Origin of the sequence: Cupriavidus sp. NPDC089707 (assembly GCF_044748965.1) — a bacterium.
Classification (GTDB): Bacteria; Pseudomonadota; Gammaproteobacteria; order Burkholderiales; family Burkholderiaceae; genus Cupriavidus.
In genome coordinates, this window is the sequence record NZ_JBIVHB010000003.1 from 389,727 (window position 1) to 412,053 (window position 22,327).

General features: G+C 66.2%; 19 protein-coding genes, 2 tRNA genes and 1 pseudogene. 8 read left to right on the forward strand and 14 right to left on the reverse strand.

Going from position 1 to position 22,327, the window contains the following annotated elements:
- Positions 1-153: 153 nt before the first annotated feature.
- The 4 genes from ACIP1U_RS08115 to ACIP1U_RS08130 all read right to left on the reverse strand — a co-directional run bounded on the left by ACIP1U_RS08115 (position 154) and on the right by ACIP1U_RS08130 (position 5,960).
- Positions 154-1,743, reverse strand: a complete 1,590-nt coding sequence (locus tag ACIP1U_RS08115; protein WP_400313847.1) for an ABC transporter ATP-binding protein — start codon at positions 1,741-1,743, stop codon at positions 154-156.
- Positions 1,744-1,826: 83 nt separating this feature from the next.
- Positions 1,827-2,963 carry an ABC transporter permease gene (locus ACIP1U_RS08120; protein ID WP_400313643.1) on the reverse strand — a complete coding sequence of 379 codons (1,137 nt, stop codon included), beginning with the start codon at positions 2,961-2,963 and terminating at the stop codon, positions 1,827-1,829.
- The gene (locus ACIP1U_RS08125) at positions 2,960-4,009 is read right to left on the reverse strand and encodes a microcin C ABC transporter permease YejB (RefSeq protein WP_354685462.1); all 1,050 of its coding nucleotides are present in this window, start codon (positions 4,007-4,009) and stop codon (positions 2,960-2,962) included. The genes ACIP1U_RS08120 and ACIP1U_RS08125 overlap by 4 nt, the downstream gene beginning before the upstream one ends.
- A gap of 52 nt (positions 4,010-4,061) precedes the next feature.
- Entirely contained in the window at positions 4,062-5,960 is a 1,899-nt protein-coding gene (locus ACIP1U_RS08130) for an extracellular solute-binding protein (RefSeq protein WP_400313647.1), read from the reverse strand.
- Between the two features lie 211 nt (positions 5,961-6,171).
- Between ACIP1U_RS08130 and fabI the strand changes: the two genes are divergently transcribed.
- Positions 6,172-6,957: an enoyl-ACP reductase FabI gene (fabI, locus tag ACIP1U_RS08135; RefSeq protein ID WP_400313650.1), complete on the forward strand. Its 786-nt coding sequence runs from the start codon at positions 6,172-6,174 to the stop codon at positions 6,955-6,957.
- Positions 6,958-7,057: 100 nt separating this feature from the next.
- Here fabI and ACIP1U_RS08140 read toward each other — a convergent pair whose 3' ends face one another.
- Complete coding sequence (locus ACIP1U_RS08140) at positions 7,058-7,699, reverse strand: TetR family transcriptional regulator (protein ID WP_400313653.1); 642 nt, start codon at positions 7,697-7,699, stop codon at positions 7,058-7,060.
- A 53-nt stretch (positions 7,700-7,752) separates the two neighbouring features.
- On the opposite strand from ACIP1U_RS08140, the pseudogene ACIP1U_RS08145 reads away from it, so the two are divergent.
- A pseudogene (locus ACIP1U_RS08145) lies at positions 7,753-8,234 on the forward strand (ABC transporter permease); the annotation flags it as partial.
- 18 nt (positions 8,235-8,252) lie between these two features.
- Here ACIP1U_RS08145 and ACIP1U_RS08150 read toward each other — a convergent pair.
- Both ACIP1U_RS08150 and ACIP1U_RS08155 read right to left on the reverse strand, forming a co-directional pair.
- Positions 8,253-9,503, reverse strand: a complete 1,251-nt coding sequence (locus ACIP1U_RS08150) for an MFS transporter (RefSeq protein ID WP_400313654.1) — start codon at positions 9,501-9,503, stop codon at positions 8,253-8,255.
- A 158-nt stretch (positions 9,504-9,661) separates the two neighbouring features.
- Positions 9,662-10,762 carry an NADH:flavin oxidoreductase/NADH oxidase gene (locus ACIP1U_RS08155; protein ID WP_400313656.1) on the reverse strand — a complete coding sequence of 367 codons (1,101 nt, stop codon included), beginning with the start codon at positions 10,760-10,762 and terminating at the stop codon, positions 9,662-9,664.
- A 98-nt stretch (positions 10,763-10,860) separates the two neighbouring features.
- Between ACIP1U_RS08155 and ACIP1U_RS08160 the strand changes: the two genes are divergently transcribed.
- The gene (locus ACIP1U_RS08160; RefSeq protein WP_400313658.1) at positions 10,861-11,733 is read left to right on the forward strand and encodes a LysR family transcriptional regulator; all 873 of its coding nucleotides are present in this window, start codon (positions 10,861-10,863) and stop codon (positions 11,731-11,733) included.
- Between the two features lie 171 nt (positions 11,734-11,904).
- Here the strand turns inward: ACIP1U_RS08160 and ACIP1U_RS08165 are convergent, their stop codons facing one another.
- Both ACIP1U_RS08165 and ACIP1U_RS08170 read right to left on the reverse strand, forming a co-directional pair.
- Positions 11,905-12,372, reverse strand: coding sequence for a nucleoside deaminase (locus ACIP1U_RS08165; protein WP_400313661.1), 468 nt, complete (start codon positions 12,370-12,372; stop codon positions 11,905-11,907).
- A 182-nt stretch (positions 12,373-12,554) separates the two neighbouring features.
- Positions 12,555-13,298: an SDR family oxidoreductase gene (locus tag ACIP1U_RS08170; protein WP_400313664.1), complete on the reverse strand. Its 744-nt coding sequence runs from the start codon at positions 13,296-13,298 to the stop codon at positions 12,555-12,557.
- Between the two features lie 125 nt (positions 13,299-13,423).
- Between ACIP1U_RS08170 and ACIP1U_RS08175 the strand changes: the two genes are divergently transcribed.
- On the forward strand, positions 13,424-14,317 hold the full coding sequence (locus tag ACIP1U_RS08175; RefSeq protein ID WP_400313667.1) for a LysR family transcriptional regulator: 894 nt from the start codon (positions 13,424-13,426) through the stop codon (positions 14,315-14,317).
- Between the two features lie 62 nt (positions 14,318-14,379).
- Here ACIP1U_RS08175 and ACIP1U_RS08180 read toward each other — a convergent pair.
- Together ACIP1U_RS08180 and ACIP1U_RS08185 are read right to left on the reverse strand one after the other, a co-directional pair.
- Positions 14,380-14,453: transfer RNA gene (locus tag ACIP1U_RS08180), tRNA-Arg, on the reverse strand.
- 164 nt (positions 14,454-14,617) lie between these two features.
- Positions 14,618-15,865, reverse strand: a complete 1,248-nt coding sequence (locus ACIP1U_RS08185; protein WP_400313670.1) for a GGDEF domain-containing protein — start codon at positions 15,863-15,865, stop codon at positions 14,618-14,620.
- 407 nt (positions 15,866-16,272) lie between these two features.
- Between ACIP1U_RS08185 and ACIP1U_RS08190 the strand changes: the two genes are divergently transcribed.
- Positions 16,273-16,349, forward strand: a tRNA-Pro gene (locus tag ACIP1U_RS08190).
- 93 nt (positions 16,350-16,442) lie between these two features.
- Here the strand turns inward: ACIP1U_RS08190 and ACIP1U_RS08195 are convergent.
- The gene (locus ACIP1U_RS08195; protein ID WP_400313673.1) at positions 16,443-17,201 is read right to left on the reverse strand and encodes an exonuclease domain-containing protein; all 759 of its coding nucleotides are present in this window, start codon (positions 17,199-17,201) and stop codon (positions 16,443-16,445) included.
- A gap of 163 nt (positions 17,202-17,364) precedes the next feature.
- On the reverse strand, positions 17,365-17,886 hold the full coding sequence (locus tag ACIP1U_RS08200) for a hypothetical protein (RefSeq protein ID WP_400313676.1): 522 nt from the start codon (positions 17,884-17,886) through the stop codon (positions 17,365-17,367).
- A gap of 646 nt (positions 17,887-18,532) precedes the next feature.
- Between ACIP1U_RS08200 and infA the strand changes: the two genes are divergently transcribed.
- From infA to ACIP1U_RS08215, 3 genes are all read left to right on the forward strand, one after another.
- Complete coding sequence (infA, locus tag ACIP1U_RS08205) at positions 18,533-18,754, forward strand: translation initiation factor IF-1 (protein ID WP_008641674.1); 222 nt, start codon at positions 18,533-18,535, stop codon at positions 18,752-18,754.
- A gap of 228 nt (positions 18,755-18,982) precedes the next feature.
- On the forward strand, positions 18,983-19,459 hold the full coding sequence (locus tag ACIP1U_RS08210) for a SixA phosphatase family protein (RefSeq protein ID WP_400313681.1): 477 nt from the start codon (positions 18,983-18,985) through the stop codon (positions 19,457-19,459).
- A gap of 432 nt (positions 19,460-19,891) precedes the next feature.
- Positions 19,892-20,731, forward strand: coding sequence for a GNAT family N-acetyltransferase (locus ACIP1U_RS08215; protein WP_400313684.1), 840 nt, complete (start codon positions 19,892-19,894; stop codon positions 20,729-20,731).
- A gap of 47 nt (positions 20,732-20,778) precedes the next feature.
- Here ACIP1U_RS08215 and ppx read toward each other — a convergent pair whose 3' ends face one another.
- Positions 20,779-22,311 (reverse strand): exopolyphosphatase, encoded by a 1,533-nt coding sequence (gene ppx / locus ACIP1U_RS08220; RefSeq protein ID WP_400313687.1) that lies wholly within the window; start codon positions 22,309-22,311, stop codon positions 20,779-20,781.
- Between the last annotated feature and the right edge of the window lie 16 nt (positions 22,312-22,327).

Below are 22,327 nucleotides of genomic sequence, written 5' to 3' on the forward strand. Positions count from 1 at the left end.
TGCCATTCACATGTCAAAGTTCGTTACAAATTCGCCGGATTTGACTTGCAAATCAACGATATAGGCCGAATTTTGCATCTTGTTTATCGGATTGCGCATATAAAAACGCCGCCAGACCGGCGGCGTGAAAAGCCATGCAGCAAGGCACCACAGTCAGGCTGCACCAACCTGCGCCGCGGCCATCAGCTTGCGGGTATAGGGATGCTGCGGCGCGCCAAGCACCGCCTCGGTTTCCCCGGTTTCGACCACCTCCCCCGCCTTCATCACGATGACCCGGTGGGCCATGGCCCGGATCACTGCCAGGTCGTGGCTGATAAAGAGGTAGCTGAGGTTGTACTTGTGCTGCAGCTGGGACAGCAGCGCCAGCACCTGCTGCTGGATCGAGACGTCCAGCGCCGAGGTCGGTTCGTCCAGCACCAGCACCTGGGGCTTGAGGATCAGCACCCGCGCGATCGCGATGCGCTGGCGCTGTCCGCCGGAAAACTCGTGCGGATAGCGCCCCAGCGCGGTGCGGTCGAGCCCGACTTCGCGCAGGGCGTCGATCACGCCCTCACGCGTGGCCTCGCGCGACAGGCCGGGCTGGTGCAGCGCAAGGCCTTCGCCGACTATCTGTTCGATGGTCATGCGTGGCGCCAATGAGCCGAACGGATCCTGGAACACCACCTGCATGCGCGAGCGCAGCTGGCAGCGATCCTTGCGCGTGGCGTCGTCGAAGCTGCGGCCCAGGAAATGGATGGTGCCCGCGCCCTTGCGCTGCAGCGCAAGCACGGTATGCGCCAGCGTGGTCTTGCCCGAGCCGGATTCACCTACGATGCCGATGGTCTCGCCCTCGCGCAGCTGGAAATCGACATCCTTGACCGCCGCGAACTGGTCCTTGCCGAACCAGCCGGCCAGGCCGCGGCGCTTGCGCGCGTAGTTGACGCTCAGGTTGCACGCCTCCAGCAGCACCGGCGCCAGCGGCACCAGCGGCAGCACCTCGCGCTTCGGGCGGCTGTCGATCAGCTTGCGCGTGTACGGGTGCTGGGGCGCGGCAAATACCTGGCCGGTCTCGCCGGTCTCGACCAGCACGCCCTTCTCCATCACGCCCACGCGCTGCGCAAAGGAACGCACCAGGTTCAGGTCGTGGGTGATCAGCATCACCGCCATGCCGAATTCGGCCTGCAGGTCGCGCAGCAGGTCCATGATCTGGGCGCGGATGGTCACGTCCAGCGCTGTGGTGGGCTCGTCGGCAAGCAGCAGCTTGGGCCGGCATGCCAGCGCCATGGCGATCATGGCGCGCTGGCGCTGGCCGCCTGACAACTGGTGCGGGAAGCTGTCGAAACGGTGGGCGGCGTCGCTGATGCCGGTGCGCTCCAGCAGCGCGATGGCACGCTCGCGCGCGGCGCGGCGGTCCAGGCCTTCGTGCAGCGCCAGCGTTTCGACGATCTGGTTACCGATCGTGTACAGCGGGTTCAGCGCCGTCATCGGTTCCTGGAAGATCATCGCGATCTCGGCGCCGCGGATTCCCCGCATCTCGCGGTCGGAGACGTCGAGCAAATTCTTGCCTTCGAAGCGGATCGCGCCATCGTAGTACGCGTCTTCCACCAGCCGCAGCATAGCCAGCGCGGTCACGGTCTTGCCCGAGCCGGACTCGCCGACCAGCGCGTAGCGCTCGCCGGCGCGCAGGTCGAAGCTGACCTCGCGCACCGCGCGGGTGGCATGTTCGCCGTGGCCAAAGGTGACGGATAGCTTGTCGACGCACATCAGCGTGGAGCCAGGCGCCGGCGCCGCGGCGTGCGTGGCGCCAGCGCCTGGCTGGAGGACTGGCGCGACTGACGAAAAGGCGCTCATGGCGTCACCCCCGGTGCCGTGCCAGTCGGCGCGCCGGCCGGGACCTTGGGTTCGACCCGGCCACGCAGCGCAGCCAGTCCCAGGCGGGTGTCGAAGGCATCGCGCAGCGCGTCGCCCATGAAGGTCAGCAGCATCAGCGTCACCACCAGCACGGTGAAAGTCGACAGCGAAATCCACCACGCATCGAGGTTGCCCTTGCCCTGCGCCAGCAGCTCGCCCAGGCTCGGCGTGGTCGGCGGCACCCCCAGGCCAAGGAAGTCCAGGCTGGTCAGCGCCAGGATCGCTGCGCTCATGCGGAACGGCAGGAACGTAATCACCGGGGTCAGGCTGTTCGGCAGGATATGGCGCCACATGATCTGCACATTGGACAAGCCCAGCGCCCGCGCCGCCTTGACGTAGTCAAGCGAGCGGTTGCGGTAGAACTCGGCGCGCACGTAGTCGGACAGCCCCATCCAGCCGAACAGCGAGAGCAGGATGATCAGCAGCGCCAGGCTGGGCTCGAAGATCGAGGCGAAGATGATCAGCAGGTACAGCTCGGGCATCGAACTCCAGATCTCGATGGCACGTTGCGAGAACAGGTCGAAGCGGCCGCCGAAGAAGCCCATCAGCGCCCCGGTCAGCGTGCCGATCACCACGCCGATCACGGTCAGCGCCAGGCTGAACAGCACCGACACGCGGAAGCCGTACAGCAGCCGCGCCAGGATGTCGCGGCCGCGGTCGTCGGTGCCGAGCCAGTTCTCGGCCGAGGGCGGCGCCGGGTTGGGCTCCTTGGCGAAGTAGTTGAGCGAGTCGTACGAATACTGGTTGAACGGGAAGACCGCGAAGTTGCCGTTGGTGGTGATGCGGTCGCGGATATACGGGTCCAGATAGTCGGCCGGCGTCGGGAAGTCGCCGCCGAAGGTCGTCTCCGGGTAGGTCCTGACGATCGGGAAGTAGTAGTCGCCCTGGTAGCGCACCACCAGCGGGCGGTTGCTGGACAGCAACTCCGCGCCCAGGCTCAGCACGAAGATAACGACAAAGATCACCAGGCTCCAGTAGCCGCGCCGGTTGCGCCGGAAGCGCTGCCAGGCGCGCTGGCGCGGCGAGGGCGAATGCGGCAGGCCGTTGGGCACCGCGTGCGAGAACGGTTTCATCGGTGCAGGCCCTCGAAATGGATGCGGGGATCGACCAGCACGTAGCAGACGTCGGAAATCAGGCGCGTGACCAGCCCGATCAGGGTGAACAGGTAGAGCGTGCCGAGCACCACCGGGTAGTCGCGCCGCAGCACGGCCTCATACGACAGCAGGCCCAGCCCGTCGAGCGAGAACAGCGTCTCGATCAGCAGCGAGCCGGTGAAGAAGGCGCCGATAAAGGCCGCCGGGAAGCCGGTCACCAGCGGGATCAGCGCGTTGCGGAACACATGCTTCCACAGCACGCGGCGCTCGCCCAGGCCCTTGGCGCGCGCGGTCAGCACGTACTGCTTGCGGATTTCCTCCAGGAAGGCGTTCTTGGTCAGCATGGTCACCACGGCGAAGCTGCCCACCACAGAGGCGGTGATCGGCAGTACCAGGTGCCACAGGTAGTCCATTACCTTGCCCATCAGCGACAGCTGCTCCCAGTTGTCGGAGGTCAGCCCGCGCAGCGGGAACCACTGCACGAAGGTGCCGCCGCCGAACAGCACCAGCAGCAGCACGCCCAGCACGAAGCCCGGGATGGCGTAGCCGACCAGCACGATGATGCTGGTCACCACGTCGAAGCGACTGCCCGCCCGGATCGCCTTGGAGATCCCGAGCGGCACCGATATCAGGTAGGTCAGGAAGAAGGTCCACAAACCCAGGCTGACCGAGACCGGCAGCTTGGATTTGACCAGCTCCCACACGCTGCGGTGCTGGAAATAGCTCTGGCCCAGGTCGAACTGGGCGAAGCGCTTGAGCATCAGGAAGTAGCGCTCCAGCGGCGGCTTGTCGAAGCCATACAGGGCCTGGATTTCCTTGATCTTGTCGGGGTCGACGCCGCGGCGCCCGCGGTATTCGGCGCCGCCGCCGCTGGCTTCGCCGGCGCCGCCCCGCCCTTTCAGTTCCATCATCATCTGCTCGACCGGGCCGCCCGGGACGAACTGGATGACGACAAAGGTCAGCGTGATGACGCCGATCAGCGTCGGGATCATCAGCAGGATGCGCTTGAGCAGGTAGGCAAGCATCGGCCGGTCCTTGTTTCGTTCGTCAGGGCATGCGCAGGCGCGTGCCAGTGCATCAGCGCGCTTGCGGCTTGAGGTCCTTGCGCCACCACTGGCTCAGGATCCAGCCTTCGGCCGTGTAGAAATGAGGCAGCCGTTCCGGGTACGCCAGCTCCTTGCGGTACGAAACGCGGTGCGACGCACTGTACCAGTTGGGAACGATGTAGTAGCCGTGCATCAGCACCCGGTCGAGCGCGCGTCCGGCGGTGATCAGCTCCTGGCGAGTATGGGCATGCAGCAGGTTGTCGACCAGCTTGTCGACAACCGGCGACTTCAACCCGAACAGGTTGTCCGAGCCGGGCGTGGTGGCGGCCTCGCTGGCAAAACGATCGCGCAGTTCGTTGCCCGGGCTCTGCGAGTCGGGGAAGCGGATCGACACCATGTCGAAATCGAAGTCTTCCAGCCGCTTCTGGTACAGCGCAAAGTCGGTGGTGCGCTGGTGCACCTGGATGCCGAGCTTTTCCAGGTTGCGCACATAGGTCGTGATGACGCGGCTCATGGCGCCGCCATCGTCCAGGAACTCGAATACCAGCGGTTCGCCCTTGGCGTTGCGCAGCGCACCGTCGGTGTAGGTCCAGCCGGCCTGTGCCAGCAGGCGGCGGGCCAGGCGCAGGTTGTCGCGCAGCGAGCGCGGCGCCGCGGTGCTGGGCTGCACCACGTCGGGGCCGAAGACTTCGGGCGGCAGCTCGGCGCGCAGCGGCTCCAGCAGCGCCAGCTCGGCGGGTCCGGGACGGCCGTCGAAGGTGGCGCTGGCGGCCAGTTCGCTGTTGGAGAACCAGCTGTCCAGTCGCTTGTAGGCGCCATAGAACAGTTGCCGGTTGAGCCATTCGAAGTCCAGCGCCAGGATCAGCGCCTGGCGCACGCGCACGTCCTGGAACACCGGCTTGCGCATGTTCATCACGAAGCCCTGCATGCCGGCGCCATTGCGGTGCGGGAATTCGGTCTTGATCAGATCGCCTCTGCGGAAGCGCGTGCCCTGGTAGCTCTTGGCCCAGTTCTTGGCCCGGTACTCGACGATGGCGTCGAATTCGCCGGCCTTGTAGGCCTCCAGCTTGGCGGTCTCGTCCTTGTACAGGCGGTAGACCACGCGCGCGAAGTTGAAGGTGCCGCGGCGCACCGCCAGGTCCTTGCCCCAGTAGTTGGAAGCGCGCTTGAAGATGATGCCGCGGCCTGCGTCGTAGCGCTCGATCAGGTAGGGGCCGCTGGTGATGGGCGGCTCGAAGGTCAGCTTATCGAACGGCACCTTGGCGGTCCACTTCTTCGAGAACACCGGCAGCGCGCCAACGATCAGCGGCAGTTCGCGGTTGCGCTGCTTGAAGTCGTAGCGCAGCGTACGCTCGCCGGTCACCACCACCGCCTTGACGTCGGTGCACATGCTGCGGTAGCCGGGGCTCGACGCCTTGCTCATCAGCATGTCATAGGAATATTTGACATCCGATGCCAGCACCGGGTCGCCGTTGGAGAAGCGCGCCTGCGGGCGGATGCGGAAGGTGACCGACAGCTCGTCCGGCGCAACGGTGACGTCCTCGGCCAGCAGGCCGTAGGCGCTGGCGGTCTCGTCGGCGCTGCTGACCAGCAGCGATTCGAACATCAGCGCATTAAGCCCGGGCGCCGAAGTGCCCTTCAGCGTGAACGGGTTGAATTTGTCGAAGCTGGTGCGCCGGTCCGGATTGGCGAGTGTGAGCGTGCCGCCGGCCGGGGCGTTGGGATTGACATAATCGAAGTGCGGGAAATTTTCGGCGTACTTCAGGTCTCCGTGCAAGGCGAACCCATGCGCCGCCATGGCCGGAGAAGAGACCAGACAGACCAGGGAGACCCCCGTTGCCAGCATGGTCGCCAGCCCGAACCGCAGTACCGCATCCCGCCGGAAGCACTGCCATGCCGCCTGAAGCGGCCAACGTGCTTGAATAGGCATCCCGTTGGATTCCTCCACTATCACCCTGTGGGGCCCGGCGTTCTGCGGCCGGGCCAAGTATGAGACAATTTTACATGCGTCCGGGGTGGCGCCAGCCATCCGGACATTCCCTCTGCGCGGCGCAATAAAACGGCCGCAGAACAGCCAGGGCACGCTCACGGCCGCACGGCGGACGCAGGAAGCGTGCCTGATACACCACCTTGGAGAACTTATGGGATTTCTGGCAGGTAAGCGGATCCTTATCACGGGCTTGCTCTCGAACCGCTCGATCGCCTATGGCATTGCGTCCGCGTGCAAGCGCGAAGGCGCCGAACTCGCCTTCACCTATGTCGGCGAACGGTTCAAGGACCGGATCAGCGAGTTTGCCAAGGAATTCGGTACCGACATGGTGTTCGAGTGCGATGTCGGCAGCGACGAGCAGATCGCAGCGACCTTCGCCGCGCTGGGCCAGCGCTGGGAGAAGTTCGACGGGCTGGTGCACTCGATCGGCTTCGCGCCGCGCGAAGCCATCGCCGGCGATTTCCTCGAGGGCCTGTCGCGCGAAGGCTTCCGCATCGCCCATGACATTTCCGCCTACAGCTTCCCGGCGCTGGCCAAGGCCGCGCTGCCGCTGCTGTCGGACAAGGCCTCGCTGCTGACGCTGACCTACCTGGGCGCCGAGCGCGTGGTCCCCAACTACAACACCATGGGCCTGGCCAAGGCCGCGCTGGAAGCCAGCGTGCGCTACCTGGCTTCGTCGGTCGGCCCGCGCGGCATCCGCGCCAACGGCATCTCGGCCGGCCCGATCAAGACGCTGGCCGCCTCCGGCATCAAGGACTTCGGCAAACTGCTGGGCCACTTCGAGCAGGCTGCCCCGCTGCGCCGCAACGTGACCATCGAGGAAGTCGGCAACGTGGCGGCCTTCCTGCTGTCCGACCTGGCCAGCGGCGTGACCGGTGAGATCACCTACGTCGACGGCGGCTTCAATATCGTCGGCGCGAGCGTCGCGGACGCCTGACGGCAGGACTGCCGGCCGCAGCGCCGGAGTCGACAGGGGCGCCAGCGATGGCGCCCTTTTTCTTGGCAGGTTTTCCCATTCTCGCGCGAACCAGCCGGCCCTAGGCCAGCAGTTCGCGCACCAGGGCAATATGCTCTCGCCGCCGCGATTGCAGCGCGGCGGCATCGGCCTTGCCGAACACCAGTTGCCACAGCACCTGGTAGGCCACCGGCGCCAGCAGCAGCCACGGGTGGCGCGTGGCGACACCGGCGCGGCAGCTTCCCTCCGCCACGCCACGCGCCAGCACGCGCCTGAGCTGTGCCACCAGCGCCTCGACCGTATCGTGCTGCCATTGCGCGCTCAGGTGGGGGAGGCGCGTGCCTTCGGCCACCAGCAGGCGTTGCACAGCCAATGTCTCCGGCCGCATCAGGTCGTCGTAGATGCGGTAGACGAAAGCCTGGGCAAAGTGGCGCGTGTCGGGCGATGCGGCCCACAGCGCGGCAAGGTCGAGGTCTGACGGGCTTAGCGCGCGACGCAACAACGCTTCGAAGATTTCGTCCTTGCTGCGGAAGTGGGCGTAAAGGCCACCCTTGGAGAGACCGGCGCGGGCAGCGATATCGTCCATCCGAGCGGCCTCGAAGCCGCGTTCGGAAAACACCGCCAGCGCGGCGTCGAGGATCTGGCGGTTGCGCACCTCGGCGGGCAGGCGCTGACGCGCCGCTCGCGTGGCGGCGGCAGGATCTTGCGGAAGCGGGTTCGGCATGGCAGGCAACCTTGATGCAATGGATTTGGCCTGGCCATGCCGGGGGCAGCGGCTTGGCAATGCCGGTCACACCGGCCGAAATCATGCTTGCCAAGGTGTGGTCGATGGGGCTGGTGGTGATGCTCGCCGCCATGCTGTCGCTGGTGCTGGTGGTACGTGGCGCGCTGCACGTGCCGATCGAAGGCTCGGTCGCGCTGCTCATGTGCGGGGTGCTGCTGCACCTGTTCGCCACGACGTCGATGGGCATTTTCCTGGCCACGCTGGCGCGCAATATGCCCCAGTCCGGCATGCTGATGGTGCGCCGCTGCAGATGCTTTCCGGCGGCACCACGCCGCGCGAAAGCATGCCGCAGCTGGTACAGGACATCATGCTGGCCGCGCCCACCACGCATTTCGTCGCGCTGGGCCAGGTTATCCTGTTCCGCGGCGCAGGCCTCGACGTGGTGTGGAAGCCGTTCCTGGCGCTGCTGGGCATCGGCACGGTGCTGTTCGGCCTGTCGCTGAACCGCTTCCGCAAGACCATCAGCCAGATGGCTTGGCGCCGAAAGCAGAGATCAAGCCGCAGCAGTGGCGCCGCGGCGGTCCATGTCGAGCACCGACCACGCATAGATGGCCAGGCCGCCCAGCGCCAGCAGCAAGCCCACCCAGCCGGTCGAGGTCCAGCCATAGCCGGCGGCGATGGTCACGCCGCCCAGCCACGCGCCGAGCGCATTGGCCATGTTGAACGCAGAGTGGTTGAGCGCGGCCGCCAACGCCTGCGCATCGCCGGCCACGTCCATCAGCCGGATCTGCAGCGCCGGGCCTAGTGCCACCACAGTGCCGATTAGCAGCACATTGGCGGCGGCCAGCCACGCATGTGGCGCGGTGAAGGTGAAGGCGCCCAGCACCAGTGCGGTCCATGCCAGCACGCCGCCGATGGTCGGCATCAGCGCCTTGTCGGCCAGCCGCGCACCGGCGAGATTGCCCACCACCATGCCGACGCCGAACAGCGCCAGCACCACGGGGATTCCCGCGGCCGGCATATGCGCCAGTTCGAGCATGCTCGGCTTGATATAGCTGAACACCGAGAACATGCCGCCAAACCCGATCGCGCCGATGCCCAGCGTCAGCCACACCTGCTTGCGCTTAAGCGCCGACAGCTCGCGCAGCGGGCTGGCGTGCCGGTCGGCCGGCGCGAACGGCACGCAACGCCAGACCAGGAGCGCCGTCAGCGCGCCGAGGGCGCCCACGATCACGAAGGCGGAACGCCATCCCAGCCAAGTGCCGACGGCCGCGGCGATCGGTACGCCGACCAGCGTCGCCGTAGTCAGGCCCAGCATCACCAGCCCCACCGCCTGCGCGCGCCGCTCGCGCGGCACCAGCCCGGCGGCGACCAGCGCCGCCACGCCGAAGTACGTGCCGTGCGGGAAGCCGGTCAGCAGCCGCGCCACCAGCATCGACAGGTAGGCTGGCGCCATCGCGCTGGCGAGATTGCCCGCCGCGAACACCGCCATCAGCGCCACCAGCAGGTTGCGCCGGGGCCAGCGCGCGCCCAGCACCGCCAGCAGCGGCGCGCCAATGACCACGCCCAGCGCATAGGCGCTGATCAGGTGACCGGCTTCAGGGATGGAGATGGCGAGGTCGCGCGCGGCATCGGGCAACAGGCCCATGATGACGAATTCGCCGGTGCCGATGGCGAAGCTGCCGACGCCAAGCGCCAGCAGCGCGAGGCGGCCGGAGCGTGCCGGCGGTTCAGCGGACGTGGGGATGGGAGCGCCAGGCGTGCGGACGGCGTCCGCGGCGGCGTGTGCATGTGGGGCGGCCATGTACAGGATTGCAGAGGGTTCTACGGAATGCCGCCCGCTGCCGGGCGGGTCGATGACCCCGCCTCTGGTGATCCAGCGTGCTCCTGTGCGGCGCGCAAGGTCGTATTGTGAAGCAAATCGCCGAAACGTGCCGGCGCACCGGCACGTTTCCCGTGCGTTCAGGCCTGCAGCTGGTAGCGCTCCAGCCAATGTGCGTAAGGCGCCGGCAGCACCCACGATGGCTTCTGCACCTGCAGGCGCTGGGCGGCGTGGTAAGGCCAGTGCGGATTGGCCAGCAGCGCGCGGCCGACCATGACGAGGTCCATCTTGCCCTCCGCGACGGCACGGTCGGCCAGCACGGGGTTGTCGATGCCCCACGACGAAGCCACCGGCAGCCTCGCCTCGCTGCGCACGCGCTCGGCGATTGGCGCAAGGAAGGCCGGCCCCCAGGGGATCTTCGCCTTGGGCGTGGAGAAGCCGACGCTGACGTTGAGGAGGTCGAGCCCGCCCTCACGCATGGCGCGCGCCAGTTCGATCGAATCGGCCAGCGTTTCCTCGTCGTGGCCGTCGAATTCGATCACGCCGAAGCGCGCGGTCAGCGGCAGGTCGGCGGGCCACACTTCGCGCACCGCGGCCAGCGTCTCCAGCAGGAAACGGCTGCGGCCGGCCAGGTCGCCACCATAGGCATCGTCGCGCTGGTTGGCGTGGCGCGAGAAAAAGCTCTGCGCCAGGTAGCCGTGGGCGAAATGCAGTTCGAGCCATTCAAAGCCGGCATCGCGCGCACGGCGTGCCGCGGCGACGAAATCGCGCTGCACGTGCGCGATGTCGTCGAGCGTCATGGCCTTGGGTACCTTGGGCAAGTGCGCGCCGAATGGCACCGCCGATGGCGACAGCGTCTGCCAGCCGCGCGGATCGTGCTCGGCGATATGGTCGTCGCCTTCCCACGGCCGGTTGGCGCTCGCCTTGCGGCCGGCATGCGCGATCTGGATGCCGGGAACCGCGCCGCCGGCCTTGATCGCCGCGGCAATGCGCGCCATGCCGGCTTGCTGCGCATCGTTCCACAGCCCGGTGCAGCCGGGGGTGATGCGGCCTTCGGGCGACACCGCAGTTGCTTCGACGATCACCAGCCCGGCACCGCCACGGGCCAGGCCGGCGTAATGCGCCTGGTGCCAGTCATTGACCATGCCGTCGGCGGCGCTGTACTGGCACATCGGCGGGATCGCAATGCGGTTGCGCAGCGTGACACCTTTCAATTCAAACGGGGAAAACAGGGCAGACATGTGATTGGGTTCCTGCGTCATTGCATGAGCCCAGATGGTAGGCGCGCAGAACTATAATGAAAACAACGTGCCAGTTATTGAATCAATAAATATTCATTATGGTGAACCCGCAGTGGCTTCGCTCCTTCGTCACCCTGTCTGAACTGGGCAGCTTTACCCGCACCGCCGACCGCCTCGACCTGACCCAGGCTGCCGTCAGCCAGCATGTGCGTCATCTGGAAGGCCAGTTCGGCCCGCTTCTGATCCGCCGCCCGCGCGCCATCGAACTGACCCCCGCCGGCCGCGCCCTGCTCGACTACTGTCGCGAGATGGACAAGGCCGGCGAGCGGCTGAATGCCCGGCTGTCCGATGCCGACAGTACCAGCGGCGAGGTCTCGCTGATCACGCCGGGCAGCATCGGCCTGTACCTTTACCCGATTCTGCTGGCCTTCCAGCAGGCCAATCGCGGGCTGGTCGTGCGCCATCGCTTCGCGCCCGACCATGAAGTCGTGGAAGCCGTGCTGCAGAACCACTATGAGCTTGGGTTGGTCACGCTGAAGCCGGACGATGCACGGCTCGCGGCGAGCCCGTTTATCGAAGAGCGCCTGGAACTTGTCGTGCCCGCGCACGAAGACGTGCACACCTGGCAGGATCTGGAACGCATCGGCTTTATCGACCACCCCGATGGCAAGGCGATGGCAAGCCGGTTGTTCGGCAGGCGCTTTCCGGGCAATCCTGGCGTGCGCAGCCTGCCCTGCCGTGGCTTCAGCAATCAGGTTGGCCTGATCCTGGAACCGGTGGCACGCGGCCTGGGCTTCACGGTGATCCACCAATACGCGCGCAAGGCCTTCGCGCATGCGGAGGCGGTCAAGGTGGTCGACTGTGGCCCGCCCGCAGTCGATACGCTCTGGCTGGTCCATCGTGCCGAGTGGCCACTGTCGCCGCGCGCTGCGCGGGTGCTGGAGCATCTGCGTCAGGAAGTCGCGCGCTGACGGCGCGCATGCACGCTGTCAGCCGATCTGTACGATCCGATCGTCACGCAGGTCGGGCTGCCGGTCTCGGCGACCGTCCTGGGCAAACCCAGAGCCAGCGGCTGGCAGTGGTTGCCTTGCAAGCTGGCGATGCAGTCGCGCGAAAAAAAAGGGAGGCGGCTTCCCTATGCCCTAGCGGTCCTGCCGTTCGTGCCACATCTCATAGAGGTCGGGGCCTTCGTCGCGCGCCGGCAGGTAGGCCAGCTTCATCTCGCGCTGTTCGATCGGCCGCGCCAGCTCCACATAGCCGCGCTCCGCGGACAGGTCGTAGGGCGCGCCGTCTTCGTTGGAGTAGGCGTAGTAGACCGCCCCGACGCCGGCAAGGTACATCGCGGTCAGGCACATCGGGCACGGGTAGCCACTGGCGTAGACCGTGCAGCCGCTCAGGTCGGGCTTGCCCAGTGCCCGGCTCGCGGCGCGCACTGCCTGCATTTCAGCGTGCGCGCTGGGATCGCAGGTGGCTTCCACCTCGTTGACCGCGCGCGCCAGCACCTTGCCATCCTTGACCACCACGGCGCCGAAGGGCCAGGTGTTGCGCTCCCGCACGTTATCCATGGCGAGGCGGATGGAATCGATCAGATAGGTTTCCGTGGTCGACACGCGCAATCTCCGGTGAGGGCTCGGCCCTGGGTGGGCCGATGGCTGGCTGACAGACTATAGGCCAGCGTGCGCGCGCGGCGTGGTGCAAGTTGTTATACGGCGTATTTGAATGCAGCCAGAACAATCTGTTTCATGATCGAACTCTGTTCGGCGACGACGGATGAATTGGAGGACGCGTTCGGTCAGGCGGCGCCACCGTTTGCACGCAGGATCTGGCCGTTCACCCAGCCCCCATCAGGGCCGACGAGAAACGACACAACGCCGGCAACGTCGCTGGGCTGGCCCAGCCGCTGCAGCGGCGGCATCTTTGCGAACGCCTGGATCTGCTCGTCAGTCTTGCCGTCGAGGAACAGCGACGTGGCGATTGGCCCCGGCGCCACCGCGTTCACGGTGATGTTCCTGCCGCGCAGCTCCTTGGCGAACACGTGCGTGAACGACTCGACCGCTGCCTTGGTCGCGTTGTAGACCGCATAGCCGGGCATGTTCAGGGCCAGGGTGGTGCTGGAGAAATTGACAATACGCCCGCCGTCGTTCAGGTGTGCGGCGGCTTCGCGCAGCGTGTTGAAGGTACCGCGCACATTGATGCCGAAAGCCTGGTCGAAGAGCGCGTCGCTGGTATCAGCCAGCGGCACCGTCTTCAGCACGCCAGCGTTGTTCACCAGCACATCGGCTTTGCCGAGTTGCTGCTCGACGACCTCGAACATGCGCCGCACTTCGGCGGCAACCGAGACATCTGCCTTGACGGCAATGACCTTGGCGCCGCCCGCTTGCAGGCTGGCGACCAGCGCCTCCGCCTGGGCGGGGCTCGAAGCGTAGTTGACGGCCACGGCAAATCCGTCTTGTGCGAGCCGCAGTGCGACCGCGGCGCCAATGCCGCGCGATGCACCGGTAACGATGGCGACTTTGGTGTGGTTGGTTTCACCCATGATCCGTTTCCTCATTCGGGTTGGTGGTGAAACGAATACTGGACCATTCAATGCAAAAGAAAATTACTCCTAAACTGGCGATATATTTCCATTTACTTTAACAATGGATTCAACAGGGGCGTCTGATGGATCGCTTTCAGGAAATGCAGGCCTTCGTGCGCATTGCCGAGCGGCAGAGCTTCACGCAGGCATCCGAGGATATGCGGATACCCCGCGCGACCGTCACCAATCTGATTAAGCGCATGGAACAGCGGCTCGGCACGCGGCTGCTCGAGCGCACCACCCGCACGGTGCGGCTGACGCATGACGGCGAGGCGTACTACCGTCGATGCGTGCGGCTGATCGCCGATCTGGAGGAGGCCGAGGGATCGTTCCGGAACACGGCACCAAAAGGGTTGCTGCGTGTGAATCTGCAGGGGACCCTGGCACGCCATTTCGTGATGCCGGCGCTCGCGGACTTTCTGGCCCGGTACCCGCAGATCGAACTGCAGATCGGCGAAGACGACCGCCTGGTGGACCTTGTGCGCGAAGGCGTCGATTGCGTATTGCGAGCCGGCAAGCTGCAGGACTCATCGATGGTCGGCAGGCAGATCACTCTGCTGGAGCAGGTGACCGTCGCCAGCCCCGCCTATCTCGAGAAATATGGAGAGCCACCCGATTTGCACGCATTGGCGACGCATCGGGCGGTGAACTATGTGTCCAGCGCGACGGGCAAGGCGGTCCCCCTCGAATTCACGGCGAATGGCCAGATAACGGCAGTCCAGCTCCCCGCGATTGTTTCGGTGACCGGCGCGGATCTCTACACCGGCGCGGCGGTGGCGGGGCTAGGGCTGGTGCAGGTGCCCCGCTACCGGGTGGTCACGGAACTGGCGTCGGGTCGGCTGAAAATCGTGCTGCCGGACTTCCCGTGCCCGCCGATGCCTGTCTCCGTCCTGTATTCGCAGAATCGCCAGCTCTCGTCGCGGGTTCGGGTTTTTGCACAATGGCTGCGCGAGATCTTTGCAGCAGGAGACACCTGAAGCATGGACGGCGGCCGAAGGCAAGGCAGGCGCACTGTTGCACGCAACCCTGAATGGGAAAATCCGCCCTGCACGATTCGAACGCGCGACCGCTCGCTTAGAAGGCGAGTGCTCTATCCAACTGAGCTAAGGGCGGCCTGATGAAGAGGCCGAGATTCTACCAAATATGGACCCAGAACCCCACCCAAACAAGAACCCCTGACTGCTCGCCTGGAAGGCGAGCGTTCAATCCAGCTGAGCCAAGGACGCGAAGGCGTGCATTCTAACGCGGCGCCGGCCTGCAGTGCTTATCCGCGGCGCTCAGGACGCCAGGCGCTCGCTCGCGCGGGTGACGTAGCGGCCCGCTGCCGGCGCATGGTTGCCGGCAACCGGGTGCATGGATACGCCGTTGCGGCCTTTGAGCTTGGCGTCATACAAGGCGCGGTCGGCGCGGCGCATCAGCGCGTCGGCGCCCTCACCGGGGTTGCGCGTGGCCAGGCCGATGCTGACGGTGTAGGCAATCGCATCGGGCTCGGAAGGACAAGGGCTCGCGCGCACGGCGGTCGCCAGCCGCATGCAGGCCAGCCGGCCATTCTCCATTCCGGAGTCGGGCATGACGATGGCAAATTCTTCGCCGCCGAGTCGCCCGATCACGTCGTGCGGGCCGCTGGTACGCCGCAGCAGCCCGGCGAAGTGCCGCAGCACGCTGTCGCCGGCCAGGTGGCCGTAGACATCGTTGATCGCCTTGAAGTGGTCCAGGTCCACAAAGGCCACGGTCAACGGCTTGCGCTGGCGCTCGGCCTGCAGGCAGGCTTGTTCGAGCGCTTCCCAGAAGGCGCCTCGCAGCAGCACGTCGGTCAGGTCGTCATGCCGCGCGCGCCGCTCAAGCATGCGCCGCAGCCGGTCGTGCGCCATCAGCGCAAAGCTGACCGAGAGGCCGACCAGCGCAAAGACATTGAGCATGGCCAGTTCGCCGTCCCACGGCAATGGCCGCGGCCAGCCGCCGTCCTGCACCAGCGCGGCAACCGGCAATGCCATGGTCCATGCGTTGGTCGCGGCCACGGCAATGGCGATCAGCACCAGCGAAGTGGCCGCCAGGCGCCCGATGCCGCGCGCGGTTCGCATCGATGGGCCAATGCTGCGGGTCACGTCGAGCAGCAAGCCGATATGGCATGCCGTCAGCAGCGGCGCCATCTGCAAGCCTGCCAGCGGCGCTTCGGGGATGCCGGGCGCCACCACCTGCCATGCCACGCCGACCGCGGCAGCCAGGCAGGTTCCCAGCAGCAATCCGGCCTTGCCGGAGCGACCGGCAAAATGACGCGCCCCGATCGCCATCAAGGCGAGCGCAGCCAGCAACGCGAGATCCGTTGCCTCCGGCACCAGCCAAGCGGGGCGCGCGTCCCGCACCGCAGCCAGAACCGAGGCAGTCGCCGCGGCGACATTGCCCAGTGCCCATGACGTCAGGCCGCTGCGGCCCATGCCCGCGGATCGACGCAATACGACGCAAACCACCGCCATCTGCAAGGCGAACAGCCCTGCGATGAGCACCACAATATGCGACTGAAACATCTTCATTCCCGTCCAAGGCGACAAACGGCGCTCCGCCAGGCGCCACCTTTCCCCCTTTTTATGCCGATCCTGTGCCGGACCGTTGTCATCGTTTGCCGCATATCCTGTGTCGGGCCGCCGAGGCGTTGCCAGCGGCAAAGCCAACGCGCCAAGGCGCTCGCCGGGCAGGGAGTGCCGTTCTTGTTATGGTGATCAGGTCAGTCCGGAAGGAATCTGCAAACCAGCATTCCCAACATCACGCCGGTCGGACTAAAGCGGTGTGCGGATTATCGCAGCGCGCAAACCCAAGTCAAGCCAAAGCGCCCCCGCCAAAAGGGGGAGCGCGCCCGCGAACCGCTCGCGTACCGCCAGGTGCCGTGTACGCCTGATTGACCGGCCCTGCCGGCGCACGCTACAATGCTCGGCTTCGGGGCGTAGCGCAGCCTGGTAGCGCATCTGATTTGGGATCAGAGGGTCGCATGTTCGAATCATGTCGCCCCGACCAGTTTTGATTTTGGCTTCAAGGAACACGGCCTGGACAGCGATGTCCAGGCCGTTTTTCTTTTCTGCCCCCCACACACAACTGCGTCGGCCCCGCTCACCAGCGCGGCATCATGTCGGGCCAGATCAGCGCGGCAGCGGTCAGGAGCAGCAGCACGGCTGCCAGCATAAGGCCGCGGCTGGCGCCGTCGTGTTGTTTGTCGACCTGCGGCAGCCAGCCAGGGCCGCCGTCCCGTTGTGGCGATACGGGCACTGGCGGTGCCACATTGACCGGAGAAACCGCCAGGCCTTGCGCGACAGCCCGCGGCACATAGTCCGGCTGCGCCAGCAGGAAGCCCATCGGCGTGGACTGGCCTACCGCCCCCATCTGCTGGAACAAGAGCTTTGACAGCGCCAGGCAGTCGTCCAGCGCAATCTGCGGCCGTGGCCGGAAGATGCGCAGGTGTTCGCACAACGTATCGAGCTTGTGGTTAGGCGCATGGAAATACTGGGACCAGCGCACCTGGCGCACGGAACAGCGCCAGCGCTTGCGCTGTATGTCGGGCAGCACTTTCTCCAGCATGCGGACATTGAATTCGGCGCCATGGGCGACCAGCACGTCGGCATCTTCGACAATGGCGCGGATCGCGCCGACATCGAAACGCTGCCCGCGCAGCATCTCGGCCGTGAGGCCGTGCATGCCGGTAGCAGCCTCGCTGATCGGCACGGTAGGCTCCTGCGAACCGTAGTAGTCAGTGATTTCGCGCACGAGACTGCCCGCCCTCGGCGCCACTTCGACAAGCAGCAGGCCGATGCTGACAGGCTCGTCCGCTGGCGTGAGCCCGGTTGTCTCGGTACTGACGATTGCGACCCGCATGGGCACTCCGGTGTGGCCGTCCGCAAGGCGCGTTGGCGGCGGCCGCTATGGTCGTTTGCCTCTAGCGTAGTGCGGGGGTGCCAAACGTCATATCAACCAGATGGGCTAGCCGAAGGCGCCAGCCGGTTGGAGACGGCCGGCGCGCCAGCACAAGGCCAACCATTCAGGCCGGCCGCGGGCCCTCGGTGTCGCCGCGGCGCCGCTCGAGATTGCAGTACACATCGGCTGCGACCAGCCCGAACAGTGCGTGGGCGAACAGGCTTTCCCATCCGCGCGCCTCGTCGAACCAGTTGAAATAGCGGCCGAACACATAGAAATTGACCAGGTAGACCACGACGCCGAACACGATGCCAGCCAGCGACGCCAGCCCCATGCTGGAATCGAGCCGGAACGACGCCAGGATCATCGCCAGCACCGCCGAAAGTATGATCGACAGGGCGAAATGGACCGTGCCGGCTGACAGCACGACGGTCCAGTTGAAGGCATCGGCGGAAAGCGCTTCGCGGCCGAGGATAATGGCCGCCACCATTTTTACCGTGCCCCAGGCGCCCTGGTACATCAGGAAGCGCGCTGTCAGCAACTCAAGCACCATGTAGACCGCGCCGGCGATCAGCCCGGCCACCACGGCGGCCCGCCAGTCCGGCCTGCAGCGGACGTAGCGGTGCGAGTCCAGATGGAGTTCCATGGCAGTCTCCTTGCGAGATTCCGGCCCCGCTGTTTCCGGCGAACCGTACGAGTTAGTTCTAGCTCATACGGGGCAAATACCAAGGCATGCCGGATATGCAACGTGCCCCATACATCACCAAAAACGCGCGTATCGTGACTGCACAAGGACCGTCGCCCCGTGGCTTGCCGCGTTCGCGGGGCAATGCTGCAACTGCGCACGTGATACAATACAGGAGCAAGTAGCCCCGGGGTGTCCGTGCATCCCTGTAACCGGGCGTTCTCACCAGCGCGCTCTCGCGAGCGCTCAGCAGCAGCCGACGCGGCCATCCGCGGCGACACCAGAACTGGCGAACCACCGGGTACATCTGCCCGCCCTGCTCCGCGTAGCGAAACGGCCGCCCAGGCCGTCACCGGCAGTGTCCATGCCAGGCAATCCGCGTTCGCCTGGCCGGGGCGCGACCGGCATGGATCGAGTATCTAGCGCCACGCATGGCGCCGCGCGGGACCGTCCGCGTGCGCCTGCCCCGAACGACTTCAATGGCGCGGTTCGCCAGCATGGTGAATATGCGCTGGTTTGCACCGTGCCCTCGGGCCGAACAAACCGGACCGGAATTTTTGATAACGCAACCATGCAGCCTTCGCGGGCTGCCGAAAAGGAAAGCAGATTGGCTAAGGAAGAACTCATTGAATTTGGCGGCGTGGTGTCGGAAGCCCTGCCTGACAACCGCTATCGTGTCACGCTGGAAAACGGCGTGGAAATCTGGGCATACGCTTCGGGCAAGATGCAGAAGCACCGCATCCGCATCCTGGCCGGCGACCGCGTGACCCTGGAAATGTCGCCCTACGACCTGACCAAGGGCCGCATCAACTTCCGCCACAAGTCCTGAGTCTTCGCACGGCGGGGCCCACCGCTCCCGCCGTCACAAGTGGATTCCGGGGCGCTGCCGACGCGCTGTCATGCAGTTGACACCGCGCCCGGACACACTTGCGGGCTGCCCGACGGGCGGCCCGAATTCGTTTACGGTCATTGACGGCGCCGGCTCAGCCGCTCTTGCGCGCTTGCGCCGGTCGGGCAGCTTCACCATACTCGAAGCATCACCATCGCCTCGCCCCACATGAACCTGATCCTCTGGCGCCACGCCGAAGCCGAAGACCTCCCCGACGCCCTCAGCCTGAGCCGACACGCCGACCTGCAACGACCCCTGACGCGTCGCGGCCGCAAGCAGGCGGAGGCCTCCGCCAAATGGCTGCGTGCGCATCTGCCGTCAGATACGCGCGTGCTGTGCAGCCCCTCCGTACGCACCCGCGAGACTGCGGCGGCGCTGACGGGCGACGCGCAGATCGTCGAAGCGCTGGCCCCCGGCGCCGACGTCAGCGCGGTCCTTGCCGCGGTCCAATGGCCCGAACGCACCGAGCACGTGGTAGTGGTCGGGCACCAGCCATGGATCGGCCGCGTTGCCAGCCTGCTTCTGGCCGGCAACGAGATGGACTGGAGCGTGCGCAAGGCAGGCATCTGGTGGCTGACCGGACGGACCCGCGAAAGCGAGGCGCAGACCGTGCTGCGCGCGGTCATCAACCCCGAATTTCTCTGACGCAGCCCAGATATTTCCGACTTCGCCCTTGCAGCCGGCCCGCATGAGCCGGCTGCGGCCTCTGGCATGGCCGGCCTGGTCGCGTCCTGCAAAATCTGAAATCGCTGATGGCAGCCGGAATCTCCGCTCCCTAGAGTTCGCTACGGCGCCGCCCTCTGGCCGCGCCGCCCTTGCCATGGCTCGCATGGGCATCGACCGAAGGTGTCACGGAGATTTCCCATGGATTGCTCGTCGGACCCCCATCGTTCCCGCCAACCCGCCAGCACGCCGACCGACCCTCCCCCCGAAGCCGCCCGGCCGAGCATCGGCGCCACCAGCACCAGCGCCCCGCCCCCGCTGGACGTCACGGAAGCGTCATCGCCGGGTCACGGCACTGTCACCGCACCTCACTACATTGCATCGCAACAGTTTCGTCACCAAAAGGACATACTGATGCGAGACCTCCCCACGCCGACCCAGCCGCTCTTCGACTCTTTGCCCAATGGCCTTGGCGGCCAGACGGCGCGGAGCCGTCTTCATCGCCAATCGGATAAGGCAAGTGAGTCGCCTGCTCTCAGCGTGGCGTGGGCGCGCCACCAGGACGAAGTAGTCGAAGCGCAGCGCCTGCGCTACAAGGTGTTCGCCGAAGAGATGGGCGCACGCCTGACGTCTTCGGTGCCAGAGCTGGACATCGACATGTTCGATGGCTACTGCGACCACCTGATCGTGCGTGACATGGCCACGCTGCGCGTGGTCGGCACTTACCGCGTGCTGCCGCCGCACCAGGCCAAGCGCCTGGGCTGCCTGTATGCGGAATCGGAATTCGACCTGGTGCGCCTTTCCCACCTGCGCCCCAAGATGCTGGAGCTGGGCCGCTCCTGCGTGCACCGCGACTATCGCTCGGGCAGCGTCATCATGGCGCTGTGGGGCGGGCTGGGCGAGTACCTGCAGCGCTGGGGCATCGAGTCGATGCTGGGCTGCGCCAGCGTGCCGATGAGCGACGGCGGCCACTATGCGGCCAGCCTGCACCGGTTGTTCAGCGAGCGCTACCTGGCACCGATCGAATACCATGCCTTCCCGCGCCTGCCGCTGCCGGTCGAGGACCTGAACCAGCAGCTCGAGGTCGAGCCGCCCGCGCTGATCAAGGGCTACCTGCGCCTCGGAGCAAAGATCTGCGGCCAGCCGGCCTGGGATCCGGATTTCAACGTGGCCGACTTCCTGACGCTGCTGCGCGTGAACGACATGAACCCGCGCTACGCTCGCCACTTCCTCGGCCTGAACCAGGCCGTATGATCCAGGCCGCCTGAGCGGCGGCCCCTACCTCCACGCTCTGCCGCTCTTCAGTCGTAGACGACCTTGTAGCGCTTGCCGATCCGCTGCCATTCATCGGCCTCCTGCGCGAGGCTGTATTCGATCAGCGGATTGGCCTCGATCCACGTCTTGGGCAGGCGCACCTCGAAGCCCTCGTCAAGCGCCTCGGCCAACTGGCTGACGCGGATATCGGGCGAGCCGACGTCCGAACGGCGCCGGCACAGCACGAAGGCCAGGCGCAGGCTGAACAGCATGCGCCAGTCGACGAACTTGCCGCTGCCCGACAGCTTGCCAAGCTTGCCCGCATGCCCCAGCAGCAGCGTGGCCAGCCGCGCCTGGTCGGTCTTGGAGAAGCCCGGCATGTCCGCATGCGTGGCGATATACGCCGAATGCTTGTGGTAGCCGCTGTGCGAGATCGACATGCCGATCTCATGCAAACTCGCGGCCCAGCCCAGCAGCGCCAGATTGTCTTCGCGCCGTTCGTTGGCGGGATCCGGGAACTGTGACAGCAGCGCCTGCGAGGCGCCGCGCACGCGACCTGCCTGGGCACGGTCGACCCCGTAGCGGCGCATGAACTGGTCGACCGTGACGGTGCGCATGTCCTCATGGTGACTGCGCCCAAGCAGGTCGTAAAGCACGCCCAGGCGCAACGCGCCGTCGGTGACGTCCATGCGGTCGATGTCGAGTTCCGCGAACACGCCCAGCATGATCGACAACCCGCCCGGCAGCACCGGGATGCGGTCCGGCTTCAGCCCGGTAAGCTTGACGCGGTTGGTGTTCTCGGCCTTGACCAACGCGCGCTTGAGGCGCTCCAGCCCTTCGCGCGTGATGCCATGGTCGGCCGGGTTGTCGTTCATGCCGTTGAGCTCGATCAGCTCGGCCAGCGCGCGCGCAGTGCCTGACGAACCGACCGCCTGCTCCCAGCCGGCGGCGCGGTACTGGCGCACCAGCACCTGGATCTCGCGGCGCGCGGCCAGCTCGGCCTGCTTCATTGCGTATTCGTCGACATTGCCGCTGGGGAAGAACTGCCGGCTGTGCGATACGCAACCGATGTACAGGCTCTCCATCAGCTTGGACTGGTAGCCGCTGCCGATGATGAATTCGGTCGAGCCGCCGCCGATGTCCACCACCAGCCGGTTGCCCTGGCAGGCCGGCGCATCGTGCGAGGCGCCCAGGTAGATCAGCCGCGCTTCTTCGCGCCCGGCGATGACTTCGATCGGGAAGCCGAGCGCGTTCTCGGCCTCGATCAGGAACTCGGACGCATTCTTGGCGACGCGCAGCGTATTGGTCGCGACCGCACGCACCTGCTCGGGCGCAAAGTCGCGCAGGCGGTCGCCGAAACGCCGCAGCGCATCGATGCCGCGCCTGCGCGCGGGCTGATCGAGGTACTTGTCGGGCGTCAGGCCAGCCGCCAGCCGCACAGGCTCACGCAGGGCGTCGACCTGGAATATCTGGCTCGCGGTGCCGTTGGCCGTGGTGGTCTCGTCCACTCGCCCGATCATCAGGCGGAAGCTGTTCGAGCCCATGTCGACGGCGGCGAGCAGGTGTGGAGTGTTGTTCATCGTGTGCTAGGAGGGC